This is a genomic window from Methylotenera sp. (genome assembly GCF_029945535.1).
In the GTDB taxonomy this organism is placed as follows: Bacteria; Pseudomonadota; Gammaproteobacteria; order Burkholderiales; family Methylophilaceae; genus Methylotenera.
Window position 1 is genome coordinate 284026 of the sequence record NZ_JAQSCU010000018.1, and the last position, 15813, is coordinate 299838.

12 protein-coding genes and 5 tRNA genes are annotated in these 15813 nt (G+C 42.8%); all 17 read right to left on the reverse strand.

The window, feature by feature from the left end:
* Positions 1–20: 20 nt before the first annotated feature.
* The 17 genes from rpoC to PSU72_RS13110 all read right to left on the reverse strand — a co-directional run bounded on the left by rpoC (position 21) and on the right by PSU72_RS13110 (position 15812).
* The gene (gene rpoC / locus PSU72_RS13030) at positions 21–4265 is read right to left on the reverse strand and encodes a DNA-directed RNA polymerase subunit beta' (protein WP_300433043.1); all 4245 of its coding nucleotides are present in this window, start codon (positions 4263–4265) and stop codon (positions 21–23) included.
* An 11-nt stretch (positions 4266–4276) separates the two neighbouring features.
* Positions 4277–8449 carry a DNA-directed RNA polymerase subunit beta gene (gene rpoB, locus PSU72_RS13035; protein WP_300433046.1) on the reverse strand — a complete coding sequence of 1391 codons (4173 nt, stop codon included), beginning with the start codon at positions 8447–8449 and terminating at the stop codon, positions 4277–4279.
* Positions 8450–8643: 194 nt separating this feature from the next.
* On the reverse strand, positions 8644–9021 hold the full coding sequence (rplL, locus tag PSU72_RS13040; protein WP_300433048.1) for a 50S ribosomal protein L7/L12: 378 nt from the start codon (positions 9019–9021) through the stop codon (positions 8644–8646).
* A 55-nt stretch (positions 9022–9076) separates the two neighbouring features.
* Positions 9077–9568 (reverse strand): 50S ribosomal protein L10, encoded by a 492-nt coding sequence (gene rplJ, locus PSU72_RS13045; RefSeq protein ID WP_300433049.1) that lies wholly within the window; start codon positions 9566–9568, stop codon positions 9077–9079.
* Positions 9569–9913: 345 nt separating this feature from the next.
* Positions 9914–10600, reverse strand: coding sequence for a 50S ribosomal protein L1 (gene rplA / locus PSU72_RS13050; RefSeq protein WP_300433050.1), 687 nt, complete (start codon positions 10598–10600; stop codon positions 9914–9916).
* A gap of 1 nt (position 10601) precedes the next feature.
* A complete protein-coding gene (gene rplK, locus PSU72_RS13055) occupies positions 10602–11033 on the reverse strand; it encodes a 50S ribosomal protein L11 (RefSeq protein WP_300433051.1) in 432 nt (143 codons plus the stop codon).
* A gap of 80 nt (positions 11034–11113) precedes the next feature.
* A complete protein-coding gene (nusG, locus tag PSU72_RS13060) occupies positions 11114–11650 on the reverse strand; it encodes a transcription termination/antitermination protein NusG (RefSeq protein ID WP_013147028.1) in 537 nt (178 codons plus the stop codon).
* On the reverse strand, positions 11650–11997 hold the full coding sequence (gene secE / locus PSU72_RS13065; protein WP_300433052.1) for a preprotein translocase subunit SecE: 348 nt from the start codon (positions 11995–11997) through the stop codon (positions 11650–11652). Before secE ends, nusG begins: the two co-directional genes overlap by 1 nt.
* Positions 11998–12049: 52 nt before the next feature.
* Positions 12050–12125, reverse strand: a tRNA-Trp gene (locus PSU72_RS13070).
* A 77-nt stretch (positions 12126–12202) separates the two neighbouring features.
* Positions 12203–13393: an elongation factor Tu gene (gene tuf, locus PSU72_RS13075; RefSeq protein ID WP_013147026.1), complete on the reverse strand. Its 1191-nt coding sequence runs from the start codon at positions 13391–13393 to the stop codon at positions 12203–12205.
* 119 nt (positions 13394–13512) lie between these two features.
* Positions 13513–13587, reverse strand: a tRNA-Thr gene (locus PSU72_RS13080).
* 23 nt (positions 13588–13610) lie between these two features.
* Positions 13611–13686, reverse strand: a tRNA-Gly gene (locus PSU72_RS13085).
* 80 nt (positions 13687–13766) lie between these two features.
* Positions 13767–13851, reverse strand: a tRNA-Tyr gene (locus PSU72_RS13090).
* Positions 13852–13924: 73 nt separating this feature from the next.
* A tRNA-Thr gene (locus tag PSU72_RS13095) sits at positions 13925–14000 on the reverse strand.
* Positions 14001–14045: 45 nt separating this feature from the next.
* Complete coding sequence (locus PSU72_RS13100) at positions 14046–14468, reverse strand: ClpXP protease specificity-enhancing factor (RefSeq protein ID WP_300433053.1); 423 nt, start codon at positions 14466–14468, stop codon at positions 14046–14048.
* A gap of 16 nt (positions 14469–14484) precedes the next feature.
* The gene (locus tag PSU72_RS13105) at positions 14485–15084 is read right to left on the reverse strand and encodes a glutathione S-transferase N-terminal domain-containing protein (RefSeq protein WP_013147024.1); all 600 of its coding nucleotides are present in this window, start codon (positions 15082–15084) and stop codon (positions 14485–14487) included.
* Between the two features lie 2 nt (positions 15085–15086).
* On the reverse strand, positions 15087–15812 hold the full coding sequence (locus PSU72_RS13110; protein WP_300433054.1) for a cytochrome c1: 726 nt from the start codon (positions 15810–15812) through the stop codon (positions 15087–15089).
* Position 15813 lies beyond the last annotated feature (1 nt).

The window sequence follows — 15813 nt, forward strand, 5'->3', positions numbered from 1 at the left end:
AAGCCTTTAATTGTTTGATTTTATTCTGCTGCCGCTTCACTTACCACTTCTACTGCCGGAACTTCAGCCTCTGTAAACAATGCTTCAGCTGGTATTTCTTTCGCTGGAGCACTACCTGCAACCGCCGCACGCTTACGCGCATCATGATATGCCAAGCCTGTACCTGCTGGAATCAAGCGCCCAACAATGACGTTTTCTTTCAAGCCACGCAATTCATCACGTTTACCTAAAATAGCCGCTTCAGTTAACACACGCGTTGTTTCCTGGAACGAAGCCGCAGAGATAAATGAATCTGTTGATAATGATGCTTTAGTAATACCTAGCAACACATATTCAAATTCTGCAGGACGTTTGTTTTCTGCTATCACGCGCTCATTTTGCGACAATAGATCTGCACGCTCAACTTGCTCACCCATGATGAAGTTTGTATCGCCAGCATCTGTTACACGTACACGGCGTAACATTTGGCGCACAATCACTTCAATATGCTTGTCATTAATCTTCACGCCTTGCAAACGGTAAACGTCTTGCACTTCGTCGATAATGTAGCGCGCTAATGCTTCGCGACCTTGTAAACGCAGAATATCTTGCGGTTCAGCTGGACCATCAACAATGCTCTCACCTTTAGTGACCACTTGGCCATCATGCGCCGTTACGTGCTTATCTTTAGGAATCAAGAATTCACTGGTGATGCCGTCTAAATCAGTAATCACTAAACGTTGTTTACCTTTAGTATCTTTACCGAATGACACAGTACCCGTCACTTCAGCCAACATACCAGCATCTTTTGGCGAACGTGCTTCAAACAACTCAGCCACGCGTGGAAGACCCCCGGTAATATCACGTGTTTTAGATGACTCTTGTGGAATACGCGCAATTACTTCACCAACGCCTACCGCTTGACCATCTTTAACAGTAATAATACAACCCAACTGGAATGTCGTATTGACTGATTGCTCACTGCCAGTAATTTTCACTTCAACACCGTTAGCATCCAACAATTTAACTTGTGGACGTAGGCCTTTAGTTTGACCAGCACGCTGTTTAGGATCGATCACCACCAATGATGACAAGCCTGTCACATCATCGATTTGTTTAGCAACGGTAATACCTTCTTCCACGTTTTCAAATTTAATTTGACCCGCGTATTCAGTAATAATTGGACGAGTATGTGGATCCCATGTTGCGATCGCTTGACCCGCTTTTACTGTTTTACCGTCAGTAATTTGCAATGTTGCACCGTATGGCACTTTATGACGCTCACGCTCACGACCGTTTTCATCAGCAATAATCACTTCACCATTACGTGAAATCACCACTTGCTCATTACGCGCATTCGTTACGTAACGCATCGTAGAAGTGAAGTTCAGCACACCGTTAGACTTACCTTCAACTTGCGACACTGAAGCCGCACGTGACGCTGCACCACCAATGTGGAACGTACGCATAGTCAACTGTGTACCTGGCTCACCAATTGATTGCGCCGCGATCACACCAACAGCCTCACCCATGCTAATTAATTTACCGCGACCTAAGTCACGACCATAACATTTAGCGCAGATACCGTAACGCGTATCACAGGTAAGTGCAGTACGCACTTTCACTTCATCAATACCAAGCGCATCAAGATGCTCAACTTCATCTTCACCTAACAATGTACCTGCTGGGTAAATCACTTCTTGTGTTTCTGGATTAACCACATCAAGTGCAGCCGTACGACCTAAAATACGATCATGTAACGGCTCAATCACTTCACCACCTTTTACCAAGGCTTTGGTCACTAAACCATCACTCGTACCACAGTCAATTTCAGTTACCACTAAATCTTGCGTTACATCCACTAGACGACGTGTTAAGTAACCAGAGTTCGCTGTTTTCAACGCCGTGTCGGCTAGACCCTTACGAGCACCGTGGGTTGAAATAAAGTATTGCAATACGTTTAGACCATCACGAAAGTTCGCTTTAATCGGCGTTTCAATAATAGAACCATCCGGTTTCGCCATCAAACCGCGCATACCAGCTAGCTGACGAATCTGCGCTGCAGAACCACGCGCTCCAGAGTCGGCCATCATGTAAATAGCATTGAATGATTCTTGACGAAGCACTTTACCTGCTTTGTCTTTAATTTGCTTACCATCCGCGTCTAATACATCTTCTTCTTTAAGTTGCTTCATCATAGCGTCAGCAACTTTATCACTTGCACGACCCCAGATATCCACCACTTTATTGTAGCGTTCACCTTGTGTTACCAAGCCTGAAACGTACTGATCTTCAATTTCTTTCACTTCAGATTCAGCAGCAGCAATCAACGCGCCTTTTTCTTTCGGTACTAACATATCGTTAATACTGATAGAAATACCGGCTTTAGTTGCGTATGAATAACCAGCGTCTTTAAGTTTATCAGCGAATATAACTGTTTCGCGGATACCCACTTTACGGAATGAAGCATTGATTAACTTAGAAATCTCTTTCTTTTTCAATGCTTTATCAAGGTTGCTATAAGCTAAACCAGCTGGCAGAATTTGTGACAATAATGCACGACCAACCGTAGTTTCATAACGATTGATTTTCTCAGTTTTAACGCCGTCTAAATCTATCTCGTATTCTTTAATGCGCACGGTAACTTTGGCATGAAGGTCAATTAAACCTTGGTCATACACACGTTGTACTTCTTTTACATCTGCAAAGCGCATACCTTCACCGCGAGCGGCTACTCTTTCACGCGTCATGTAGTACAGACCCAAAACGATATCTTGTGAAGGCACAATAATTGGCTCGCCGTTTGCAGGAGACAATACGTTGTTAGATGCCAACATCAAAGTACGTGCTTCCATTTGCGCTTCTAGCGACAATGGTACGTGAACGGCCATTTGGTCACCATCGAAGTCGGCGTTGAATGCCGCACAAACTAATGGATGCAATTGAATCGCTTTACCTTCGATCAAAATCGGCTCAAAAGCTTGAATACCTAAACGGTGCAATGTAGGTGCACGGTTAAGTAATACTGGATGCTCGCGGATTACATCCTCGAGAATATCCCAAACTTCTGGTCCTTCTTCTTCTACTTTTTTCTTCGCTGCTTTAATCGTTGTTGCAATACCTAACACTTCCAGTTTATGGAAAATGAATGGTTTGAATAATTCCAAAGCCATTTTCTTAGGCAAACCGCATTGATGCAATTTCAGTTGCGGACCAACCACAATCACTGAACGACCTGAGTAATCCACACGTTTACCCAATAAGTTCTGACGGAAACGACCGCCTTTACCTTTAATCATGTCAGCTAATGATTTCAATGGACGCTTGTTAGCACCAGTCATCACTTTACCACGACGACCATTGTCTAACAGTGAATCCACCGCCTCTTGCAACATACGTTTTTCATTACGTACAATAATTTCAGGCGCTTTTAACTCTAGCAAACGTTTTAGACGGTTGTTACGGTTAATTACACGACGATATAAATCGTTCAAATCTGAAGTTGCAAAACGGCCGCCATCCAACGGTACTAATGGACGTAATTCTGGCGGCAATACTGGCAAGATTTCTAGAATCATCCACTCTGGTTTAATACCAGATTTTTGGAATGCTTCTAGTACTTTTAGACGTTTGGCGATTTTCTTGATTTTCGCCTCAGAGCCCGTTGCGCCTAAGTCTTGGCGTAATTGAACTACTTCACGCTCAATATCCATTGTACGTAATAACTCGCGTACCGCTTCAGCACCCATTACCGCATTGAATTCGTCGCCGTATTCTTCAACTTTTGCCAAGTAATCATCTTCAGTCAATAACTGACCGCGTGTAAGCGGTGTCATGCCTGGATCAACCACGATGAATGCTTCAAAGTACAATACGCGTTCAATATCACGTAAAGCGATATCTAACACCATACCCAAACGGCTTGGTAATGATTTCAAGAACCAAATGTGAGCAACTGGTGAAGCAAGGTCAATATGACCCATACGCTCACGACGCACTTTAGATAAAGTCACCTCTACGCCACATTTTTCACAGATCACACCGCGATGTTTTAAGCGTTTGTACTTACCGCATAGACACTCGTAGTCTTTTATCGGGCCAAATATTTTTGCGCAGAACAAGCCATCACGCTCAGGCTTGAATGTACGGTAGTTGATAGTTTCTGGCTTTTTAACTTCGCCATATGACCATGAACGGATTTTTTCAGGTGAAGCGAGCGCAATCTTAATTGCATCGAACTCTTCTTCTTGCGTTACCTGTTTAAATAAGTCTAATAGAGCTTTCAAGTCTGTTCTCCTTAGTTTCTGTCTAGGTCAATGTCGATAGCAAGTGAACGAATTTCTTTCACTAACACGTTGAATGATTCCGGCATACCAGCATCAATTTTGTGTTCGCCTTTAACAATGTTCTCATATACTTTTGTACGGCCAGTCACGTCATCAGACTTCACTGTCAGCATTTCTTGTAATGTATATGAAGCACCATAAGCTTCAAGCGCCCAAACCTCCATCTCTCCGAAACGCTGACCACCGAATTGAGCTTTACCGCCCAATGGTTGTTGCGTAACAAGTGAATAAGGACCTGTTGAACGTGCATGCATTTTGTCATCAACCAAGTGATGCAATTTCAATACGTGCATATAACCAACAGTGACTGGGCGTTCAAATGCATCACCTGTGCGACCATCAAACAATGTGACTTGCGTTTTACCAGCATGGAACTGCAACTGTTTAGTACGCGCGGCATCATCTGGGTAAGCTAAATCTAGCATGGCTTTAATATCAGATTCTGCTGCACCATCGAATACTGGTGTTGCAAATGGCACGCCGTTTGTAAGGTTGCGAGCAAGTTCTAATACTTCAGTGTCAGTAAACGAATTAATGTCTTCTTTTTTACCTGTGCTGTCATTGTAGATTTGCTCAAGGAATTTACGGATGTCAGCTACTTTAGCTTCTTCACGTAGCATTTCATCAATACGCAAACCTAGACCTTTAGCAGCCCAGCCCAAGTGAACTTCTAGAATCTGACCGATGTTCATACGTGAAGGAACGCCTAGTGGGTTCAAAACGATGTCCATAGGCGTACCATCCGCCATGTGTGGCATATCTTCAATTGGACAGATTTTTGAAATCACACCCTTGTTACCGTGACGACCGGCCATTTTATCACCTGGCTGAATGCGACGTTTAACAGCTAAATACACTTTAACCATTTTCTGTACGCCAGCTGGCAACTCATCGCCTTGCGTTAATTTACGTTTTTTCTCTTCAAACTTGCTGTCAAAGGCAACACGCGCTTGTGCCAAGCTGTCTTTCAACTGCTCTAATTGACGCGCTGTTTCTTCGTCAGTTAGGCGAATATCAAACCAGTCATAGCGACCTACCGAAGCCAAATACTCAGCAGTTAACACATCGCCTTTTTTCAGTTTGTTAGGGCCACCAGTTGCAGCTTTACCTTCAATCAGGCGACGGATACGTCCGAATGCATCGTCTTCAACAATACGCATTTGATCGGCTAAGTCTTGTTTGTAATGCGTTAACTGATCATCGATAATTTGTTGCGCACGTGAATCACGCTCTAAACCTTCACGTGTAAACACTTGTACGTCAATCACTGTACCGCTCATGCCTGAAGGCACGCGCAATGAAGTATCTTTAACGTCTGAAGCTTTTTCACCGAAAATTGCACGTAACAACTTTTCTTCTGGTGTCAGTTGCGTTTCACCTTTTGGTGTCACTTTACCAACTAGAACATCGCCAGCTTCAACATCAGCGCCGATATAAATAATACCGACTTCATCTAAACGGCCTAACATACGCTCGCTTAGGTTTGAAATATCTTGAGTGATTTCTTCAGCACCAAGTTTAGTATCGCGTGCAACAACAGTTAACTCTTCAATGTGAATTGAAGTGTAACGATCATCAGATACTACGCGCTCAGAGATAAGAATTGAATCCTCGTAGTTATAACCATTCCAAGGCATAAAGCCTACTAACATGTTTTGACCTAAAGCCAATTCACCCATATCAGTTGAAGCACCATCGGCAATCACGTCACCGCGTGCCAATTTATCGCCTACGCGAACCAATGGACGCTGGTTAATGTTTGTGTTCTGGTTTGAACGCGTATATTTAGTTAAGTTATAAATATCGACACCAACTTCACCATCTTTTGCTTCGTCATCGTTTACACGAACCACGATACGACCAGAGTCAACGTAATCCACTAAACCACCACGACGCGCTTGCACTGTCGTACCTGAGTCGACCGCTACTGTACGTTCAATACCCGTACCAACCACGGCTTTTTCAGCACGTAGACATGGCACCGCTTGACGTTGCATGTTGGCACCCATCAATGCGCGGTTCGCATCATCGTGTTCCAAGAATGGAATCAATGAAGCCGCAACAGATACAATTTGACCAGGCGCAACGTCCATATATTGAACGCGATCTGGCTGGGTCATGGTGAACTCGTTGTGATGACGTGATGAAACCAAGTCTTCAACAAACATGTTCTTAGCATCTAAGTCTGTGTTCGCTTGCGCGATCATGTATTGACTTTCTTCAATCGCTGAAAGATAGTCAATCGTATCAGATACTTTATTGCCTTCAACACGGCGATACGGTGTTTCTAAGAAACCGTATTCGTTAGTACGTGCATATAAAGCCAATGAGTTGATCAAACCAATGTTTGGACCTTCTGGCGTTTCAATCGGACACATGCGGCCATAGTGGGTTGAGTGAACGTCACGCACTTCAAAACCAGCGCGTTCACGTGTCAAACCGCCAGGGCCAAGTGCTGAAATACGGCGTTTATGCGTAATTTCAGACAATGGGTTGGTTTGGTCCATAAATTGTGACAATTGGCTTGAGCCAAAGAATTCACGAATTGCGCTAGATACTGGCTTAGCGTTAATCAAGTCATGCGGCATCAAGTTATCTGATTCAGCTTGTGATAGACGCTCTTTAACAGCGCGCTCTACACGTACTAAACCTGTACGGAATTGATTTTCTGCCAACTCACCTACTGAACGAATACGACGATTACCTAAATGGTCAATATCATCGATCTCGCCACGGCCATTGCGTAACTCTAGCAATACGCCGATAACGGCAAGGATATCGTCATTTGAAAGGATGTATGCACCTTCAGCACCACGTGGGCCGACTGTCTCGTAGAACTTACGCATCCAGTTTGATTGACGATCTTCTGCTTTTTCTGGGAATGCGCGACGGTTAAACTTCATACGACCTACGCGTGACAAGTCATAACGATCTTCATTGAAGAATAAACCGTTAAATAGCGCTTCTACTGAATCTTCAGTTGGCGGCTCGCCCGGGCGCATCATGCGATAAATCGCAACACGTGCACTATATTGATCAGGAATTTCATCAATACGTAATGTTTGAGAGATATAGTCGCCGTGATCTAAATCATTAGAATAAAGGGTATTAATTTCGCCCACTTTTGCATCAATTAATTTCTCTAACAATGATTCAGTAATTTCGTCATTGGCATTCGCAACGATTTCACCAGTTTCTTTATCAACAATATTTTTACCTATCGCGCGACCTAGAATAAAGTCTTGTGGCACAGCAATTTTGCTTACACCAGCTTTTTCCATATCACGGATATGTTTTACGGTAATGCGCTTGTCTTTAGCAACTAACACTTCACCATCTTTAGCTACGATGTCGAATTTAGCGACTTCGCCACGTAGACGATCTGGCACTAATGTGAATTCAACACCTTTTGCACTGACGTGGAATGTATCGAAATCAAAGAATGTAGCGATGATTTGCTCTGGCGTATAACCAAGTGCTTTAAGCAAAATGGTCACTGGCATTTTACGGCGACGATCGATACGGAAATACAAGTAATCTTTAGGATCAAACTCGAAATCTAACCATGAACCACGGTAAGGAATGATACGTGCTGAGAATAGCAATTTGCCTGAGCTATGTGTTTTACCACGATCATGCTCAAAGAACACGCCTGGGCTACGGTGTAATTGAGAAACAATCACACGCTCAGTACCGTTAATTACAAATGAGCCGTTTTCCGTCATCAAAGGCAATTCGCCCATGTAAACTTCTTGCTCTTTCACTTCTTTAACGGTTGGTTTAGAGGCTTCTTTGTCCATAATGGTCAAACGAACTCTTACGCGTAAAGGTGCAGCGTAAGTTAAACCACGCTGTTGACACTCTTTCACATCAAACGGCTCAGCGCCTAATTGATAGCTGACGTAATCTAAACGTGCATTACCTGAATGGCTGATAATAGGAAAAACTGAAGCGAAAGTTGACTGTAAACCATCTTCTGTACGCTTGTCTGCCGGGATTTCTGCTTGTAAGAATGCTTTGTATGACTCTAACTGCATTGCAAGCAAGTATGGAATTTCTTGAACACTTTCGCGCTTGGCGAAACTTTTACGAAGGCGCTTCTTTTCGGTGAAGGAATAGCTCATTGCATCTCCTAATGTTTGAGGGCAGAAATTAAAATACTTGTTATAGAGTTGAATCTAAAACGCTGAAAGTATTTTTATTTCTAACTTCATGTTAAGTACGAAATTTAATTACATTTTGTTACATTTTTTACGCCACCACAAACGGCGAAGGCTGACGGTCTCCCGTCAGCCTAAATCACACTAAAACAAAGTGATTACTTGATTTCGCCAGTTGCGCCAGCTTCAATCAATTTTTTCAATGCTGCATCAGCGTCAGCTTTGCTTACGCCTTCTTTAACAGCTTTTGGTGCGCCATCAACTAAGTCTTTAGCTTCTTTCAAGCCTAAACCAGTTAATTCACGAACAGCTTTAATTGCACTAACTTTTTGTTCGCCAGGTGTTAAGATAAACACTGTGAACTCAGTTTGCTCAGCCGCGGCTGCTGCTGGAGCACCTGCAGCGCCACCAGCTGCTACAGCTACTGCTGCAGCTGATACGCCAAATTTCTCTTCGATTTCTTTAATGAATGCTGTCAAATCTAAAACTGACATACTGCCTACTGCATCTAAAATTTCTGCATTTGTAATAGCCATTTTGAATATTTCCTATAATTTAATAATTTAACTTAAAGTAAGTTGTTTTGGTGAATTAAGCTGCTTCTTTAGCATCACGAATTGCCGCCATCGCGCGAGCGAATTTGGTTGGCACTTCGTTGAGCGTACGAGCAAACTTAGCAAGCAACTCTTCGCGACTTAGTGTAGACGCTAAGGCTTGAACGCCAGCAACATCCATCAACTGATTCGGAATAGCACCCGCTTTAATCACGAACTTGTCGTTAGTTTTTGCAAAATTGTTCAACACTTTAGCCGCAGAAACTGGGTCTGATGAAATACCAAACACCAACGGGCCAATCATGCTGTCTGCTAATGCTGAAAATGCTGTGCCTTCAACTGCACGGCGTACTAATGAGTTTTTCAACACACGTAAATACACGCCTGATTTTCTAGCATCTGCACGCAATACAGTCATGTCAGCCACGCCCATACCACGATATTCAGCAATAACAATCGCTTGAGCTTCCGCAACTTGCGCGCTTACTTCAGCAACTACTGCTTTTTTCTCTGTAAGATTTAGACTCAAAGTCTTCTCCTTCCGTTAAAATCTCTGTTTTAACAATAAAGTTATTACTAAAACAGAATCTGCTCTTAGTATTAAAAAACACTAAAAACCATTTTACGGCGACCATTCACTGGGAGATATTTTTCCTGTTTAGGGATACGCCATCTGCGTAGGGTTTAGCGAATTGAAAGCAGAGGTTAAAGCAAACTTCACTTTTTCACCCACCTAGAAACTGCTGACATTAAGTCCCTTCAGACACCTACGGTCTTTGATAACCTTATTGATTAATCAAGTTATTGACTGTTCAATAAGCCCAAAGCCCTTTGCGATTGGACTTGGCTTACCAAGTCCAATCATCATTCTTTATTACGCCACTAAACTTGCTTGATCTACACGTACACCAGCACCCATGGTGCTAGAGATAGATAACTTCTTAAGGTAAACACCTTTTGTTGAAGCTGGCTTTGCTTTATTTAAAGCATCCACCAAAGCTAACAAATTACCTTGTAATTGCTCAACAGTGAAAGAAGCGCGACCGATTGTGCAATGGATGATACCGCCTTTATCTGTACGGTATTGCACCTGACCAGCTTTTGCGTTTTTGACAGCAGTAGCCGCATCAGGAGTTACAGTACCTACTTTTGGGTTTGGCATTAAACCACGTGGACCTAGAATTTGACCTAAAGCACCCACAATACGCATAGCGTCTGGTGTTGCGATAACAATATCAAAATCCATTACACCAGCTTTAACTTGCTCAGCCAAGTCTTCAAAACCAACAATGTCAGCACCAGCAGCTTTAGCCGCTTCAGCTTGCGCACCTTGTGCAAACACAGCAACGCGTGTTGTTTTACCTGTTCCGTTAGGCAATACTAAAGCGCCACGAACCAATTGGTCAGATTTACGTGCATCAATACCTAGATTCACAACCGCATCAATTGATTCATTGAATTTTGCTTTAGCGTTTTCTTTAACCATAGTTAAACCATCGGTCACTGGATAAAGTTTATTACGGTCTACTTTTGCACGTAGTGCATCAATTCTTTTAGCCATGTTATACACCCTCCACTTCAATACCCATACTACGTGCGCTACCTGCAATAGTACGCACTGCAGCATCCATATCAGCTGCAGATAAATCTGCGCGCTTAGTATTAACGATATCTTCCGCTTGTTGGCGAGTGATTTTACCTACTTTATCAACATGAGGACGTGGCGAACCTTTTGTCACACCAGCTGCTTTTTTGATTAAAATAGTTGCTGGTGGAGATTTCATCACAAATGTGAAGCTCTTATCAGCAAATGCTGTAATCACTACTGGAATTGGCAAGCCTGGCTCTACGCCTTGAGTTGCAGCATTAAATGCTTTACAGAATTCCATAATATTCAAACCGCGTTGACCCAATGCTGGACCGACTGGTGGACTTGGGTTGGCTTTACCTGCAGGAATCTGCAGCTTGATGTAGCCAATGACTTTCTTTGCCATGGTATAACTCCTAAAATGGGTAATAGCGCTAAATTACTTTAGCTCCCCGTTAAACATAACTACTTAAATAGAACGACTGACTAAACTTCTTTTTCGATTTGACTGAACTCAAGTTCAACTGGTGTAGAGCGTCCAAAAATCACAACAGACACATGTAACTTACTTTTTTCGTAGTTAACATCTTCAACGTTGCCAGAAAAGTCTTTAAATGGACCATCAACAATACGCACTGACTCGCCTTTTTCAAAGGTAAGTTTTTGTGTAGGATTACTTTTGCTATCATCAATGCGCTGCAAAATGATATCAACTTCTTTATCTTTAATTGGAGTAGGCTTTTGCGCGCTACCACCAATAAATGCGGTTACACGTGGCGTACTTTTAACCAGATGCCAACTCTCGTCAGTCATGGCCATTTGCACCAAAACATATCCCGGGTAAAGCTTACGTTCAGAAATGGTTTTTTGGCCTGCCTTCATCTCAATCACTTCTTCGATTGGAACTAGAATCTGACCAAATTGTTCTTGCAGACCTGTGCGAACGATGCGTTCTTCCAGTCCTTTTTGCACTGATTTCTCAAAACCAGAGAAAGCTTGTACCGCGTACCATTTCATACTCATTACGCGCCCCGTCCCATTAACCACTGCACCATAAATGCAAATCCAATATCAACCACCGCTAAGAATGCAGCCATAATAACTACCAACACAAACACCACCATAGTGGTTTGCGTTGTTTCTTTACGTGTTGGCCACACGACTTTGCGCGCTTCAGCCACAGCCTCACCGATAAATACGAGAGACTGCTGACCAATAGGTGTTGTCCATAGCACTGCAATAGATGCACCTAAGCCAGCCAGCACTGCGAGTATGCGCAACACGGTAGCTTTATCTGCTAACAGGTAAAATCCTGCAATGCCTGCAGCGAGTAGCAAAAATGCCACCAACAACTTAATTTTGTTGATCATAATTCACTTAATTAGCGTTACTTAAATAATGTCTAAAACATCACTTCAAATTTGGCAGGCCAAGAGGGTGTCGAACCCCCAACCCTCGGTTTTGGAGACCGATACTCTACCAATTGAGCTATTGGCCTGTAGTTTAGGCTTAACGCCTCACAACTTAAAAAGCTACGCTGGGTTGTTAGCGTAGCTTTTTATTTAAAACTTCTTACTATTCAATAATTTTAGCCACAACACCAGCACCCACAGTACGACCACCTTCACGAATAGCGAAGCGTAAGCCTTCTTCCATCGCGATTGGTGAGATCAATGTCACTGTGATTGATACGTTATCACCTGGCATGACCATTTCTGTGCCTGCTGGCAATTCTACTGCGCCCGTTACGTCTGTGGTACGGAAGTAGAATTGTGGACGGTAACCTTGGAAGAATGGTGTGTGACGACCACCTTCATCTTTACCTAGCACGTAGATTTCTGCTGTGAATTTTGTGTGTGGTTTGATTGAGCCTGATTTAGCTAATACTTGACCACGTTCGATGTCTTCACGTTTTGTACCACGTAGTAATACACCTACGTTATCACCAGCCATACCTTGGTCTAGTAATTTACGGAACATTTCAACACCAGTACAGGTTGTTTTTACAGTTGGTTTTAAACCAACAATTTCAATTTCTTCACCGACTTTGATGATACCGCGTTCAATACGGCCTGTTACCACAGTACCACGACCAGAGATTGAGAATACGTCTTCAACTGGCATTAGGAATGTACCGTCGATTGCACGTTCTGGCATTGGGATGTAGTTATCTAACGCATCTGCTAGACGGAAGATTGATGGCTCGCCGATTTCTGTTTGGTCGCCTTCTAATGCTGCACGTGCTGAGCCTGTGATGATTGGTGTATCGTCACCCGGGAAGTCGTATTTGCTGAGCAAGTCACGTACTTCCATTTCAACGAGCTCTAATAACTCAGCATCGTCTACTAAGTCTGCTTTGTTTAGGTAAACCACGATATAAGGAACGCCAACTTGACGTGCTAATAGGATGTGTTCACGTGTTTGTGGCATAGGACCATCAGCGGCTGAACATACTAAGATCGCGCCGTCCATTTGTGCTGCGCCGGTGATCATGTTTTTAACATAGTCGGCATGGCCTGGACAGTCTACGTGTGCGTAGTGGCGGTTAGCTGTTTCGTATTCAACGTGGGCTGTGTTAATGGTAATACCACGTGCTTTTTCTTCTGGTGCTGCGTCAATTTGATCGTAGGCTTTTGCTTCGCCACCGAATTTTTTAGACAGGATTGTGGTAATCGCTGCTGTTAGTGTTGTTTTACCATGGTCAACGTGGCCAATTGTGCCTACGTTAACGTGCGGCTTGGTCCGCTCAAATTTACCTTTTGCCATTGCTTCAGTCCTTTACAATATTTTATTAACTATAAGTTTTATTAAAATTAATAAAACTTGTTCAAATTAAAACTTACTTAAATCAAGTTGATACAACAATTAACTTTTAATACATCATTTGGTGCCCATGGCGGGAATCGGACCCGCGACCTCTCCCTTACCAAGGGAGTGCTCTACCACTGAGCCACATGGGCGCTTGTTCTATGCACCCAGTCTTTGGAGCGGGCGACGAGACTCGAACTCGCGACATTCAGTTTGGAAAACTGAAGCTCTACCAACTGAGCTACACCCGCGCATCCATCTTAACCAGCGCCAACAGGCTCAAACTATACAGCTACTACTTTTTTTTGCAAAATCGATGTGTTACAAACTTTGGTGGAGGGGGAAGGATTCGAACCTTCGTACTCTGAGAGAACGGATTTACAGTCCGTCGCCTTTAACCACTCGGCCACCCCTCCAAACCGAACCCACGATTATGCTGAAAATCTGACTGGCTGTCAAATTGTATAAAAGGGTAAATGTTTAAGAATTTGGTGCCGGATGTCGGAATCGAACTGACGACCTTCGCATTACAAGTGCGCTGCTCTACCAACTGAGCTAATCCGGCGTTTATTTGAGTTGCGTATTATACTGATATTTTAAAAAAAGTAACCTACTTTACGATAGTTAATGTAGGTTTTTTACTTTTTATTGCATTTTTATCTTCAGAAGGCTCTGCGTGACCATCTGATGCCTCATTCTTACCTACATAATCTGAAGCATCCTCTATTTCAAAAAACATACCCTGCCCATTTTCACGTGCAAATATACCTTTTACTGCATGCATAGGTACATAGAGGTTTTGCGAAACACCACCGAATCTTGCTGAAAAGCTAATAGCTTCATTATCTATCAGCAAGTCTTTGGTCGCAGTGTAATTCACATTCAATACAATCTCACCATTTTTAACATACGCTACAGGCACGCGGGTATGGCTATCCACCACAACTAGTAAGTGCGGTGTACAGCCATTGTCCATACACCACTCGTGTATAGCACGTACCAAATAGGGTTTAGTGGAGGTGAAATCAGCCATTGAATTTAACTTACTATTATTTACGCATCGCTTTTTCTGAAGGCGTCATTGCATCTGAGTACAATGGTCTTGAGAATAAACGCTCTGCATATTTTAATATTGGTGCTGCTTGGTTTTGCAAATCAATCCCATAGTGACCTAAACGCCACAATAATGGTGTTACAGCAACATCTAACATTGAGTAATCATCACCTAACAAATAATTTTGTTTAGAGAAAATCGGCACTAGTTGCGTCAAATTATCACGAATAGTAATGCGCGCTTTATCTGCTTTCTCATCATCACCAGACTCAATGTCTTTAATATGATCAAACAACTCTTTTTCAAAGTTATATAAAAACAATCTTGCGCGTGCGCGCATGACAGGATCAGGCGGCATCAATTGCGGGTGAGGAAAGCGCTCATCAATATATTCATTGATAATATTAGCTTCCGACAATACTAAATCACGCTCAACCAACACTGGCACTTGATTGTATGGATTAATCACTGCTAAGTCTTCAGGCTTGTTTGCAAGATCAACATCGATTACTTGAAAATCCATGCCCTTTTCAAACAAAACAATACGGCAGCGGTGGCTATAGGGATCAGTTGTCCCCGAGTATAAGGTCATCATATTTAGTGTATATCTTTCCAATAAGCTTTTTTGAGTTTGTAAGTAAGTACTAACAACACTCCTAAAAACAGTAGTACAAACCAGCCCAAATGATTGCGCTGTTGCTTGCCAGGTTCAGCCATAAAGGCCATATAGTTGGTTAAATCACCAATTAATGTGTTGTATTCTTCAACGCTGAGCTTACCCGGCTTAGTTAGGGTAAGTTCATGCGTTTCATGATTAAAGCTTTGCTCACCTTGCAATTCGTATAGCACATGCGGCATTGCCACTTTATCGTATACAACGTTATTCCAACCTGTTGGGCGGGTATCGTCGCGATAGAAGCTGCGCATATAGGTATACACCCAATCTGCGCCGCGAGCACGCACTTCAACTGACAAGTCTGGTGGCGCAACACCTAGCCATGCTTTAGCCTCTTTTTTATTCATAGCAACTTTCATAGTGTCGCCAACTTTTTCACCCGCAAAAAGTAAATTATCTTTAATTTGCTTTTCCGTTAAACCGATTTCTTGCAAACGGTTATAGCGCATAAAGCTTGCACTATGGCAATTCAAGCAACTATTGATGAAAGTACGTGCACCGCGTTGTAGCGAATCATGATTAGAAGCATCAATCGGTGCTTGGTCTAAATGCACACCTTCATTAGCAACGGCTAATTGCGTTAGCAACAAGCTTGGCATCAAGATTAAAGCCAATAAGGATTTTTTCATTATATTTTTAATTTTCATG

Coding starts and splice junctions, on each gene's coding strand:
- rpoB (WP_300433046.1), bottom strand. CDS start 8,449: ATGAGCTATTCCTTCACCGAAAAGAAGCGCCTTCGTAAAAGTTTCGCC.
- rplL (WP_300433048.1), bottom strand. CDS start 9,021: ATGGCTATTACAAATGCAGAAATTTTAGATGCAGTAGGCAGTATGTCA.
- rplA (WP_300433050.1), bottom strand. CDS start 10,600: ATGGCTAAAAGAATTGATGCACTACGTGCAAAAGTAGACCGTAATAAA.
- rplK (WP_300433051.1), bottom strand. CDS start 11,033: ATGGCAAAGAAAGTCATTGGCTACATCAAGCTGCAGATTCCTGCAGGT.
- nusG (WP_013147028.1), bottom strand. CDS start 11,650: ATGAGTATGAAATGGTACGCGGTACAAGCTTTCTCTGGTTTTGAGAAA.
- secE (WP_300433052.1), bottom strand. CDS start 11,997: ATGATCAACAAAATTAAGTTGTTGGTGGCATTTTTGCTACTCGCTGCA.
- tuf (WP_013147026.1), bottom strand. CDS start 13,393: ATGGCAAAAGGTAAATTTGAGCGGACCAAGCCGCACGTTAACGTAGGC.
- PSU72_RS13100 (WP_300433053.1), bottom strand. CDS start 14,468: ATGGCTGATTTCACCTCCACTAAACCCTATTTGGTACGTGCTATACAC.
- PSU72_RS13105 (WP_013147024.1), bottom strand. CDS start 15,084: ATGATGACCTTATACTCGGGGACAACTGATCCCTATAGCCACCGCTGC.
- PSU72_RS13110 (WP_300433054.1), bottom strand. CDS start 15,812: ATGAAAATTAAAAATATAATGAAAAAATCCTTATTGGCTTTAATCTTG.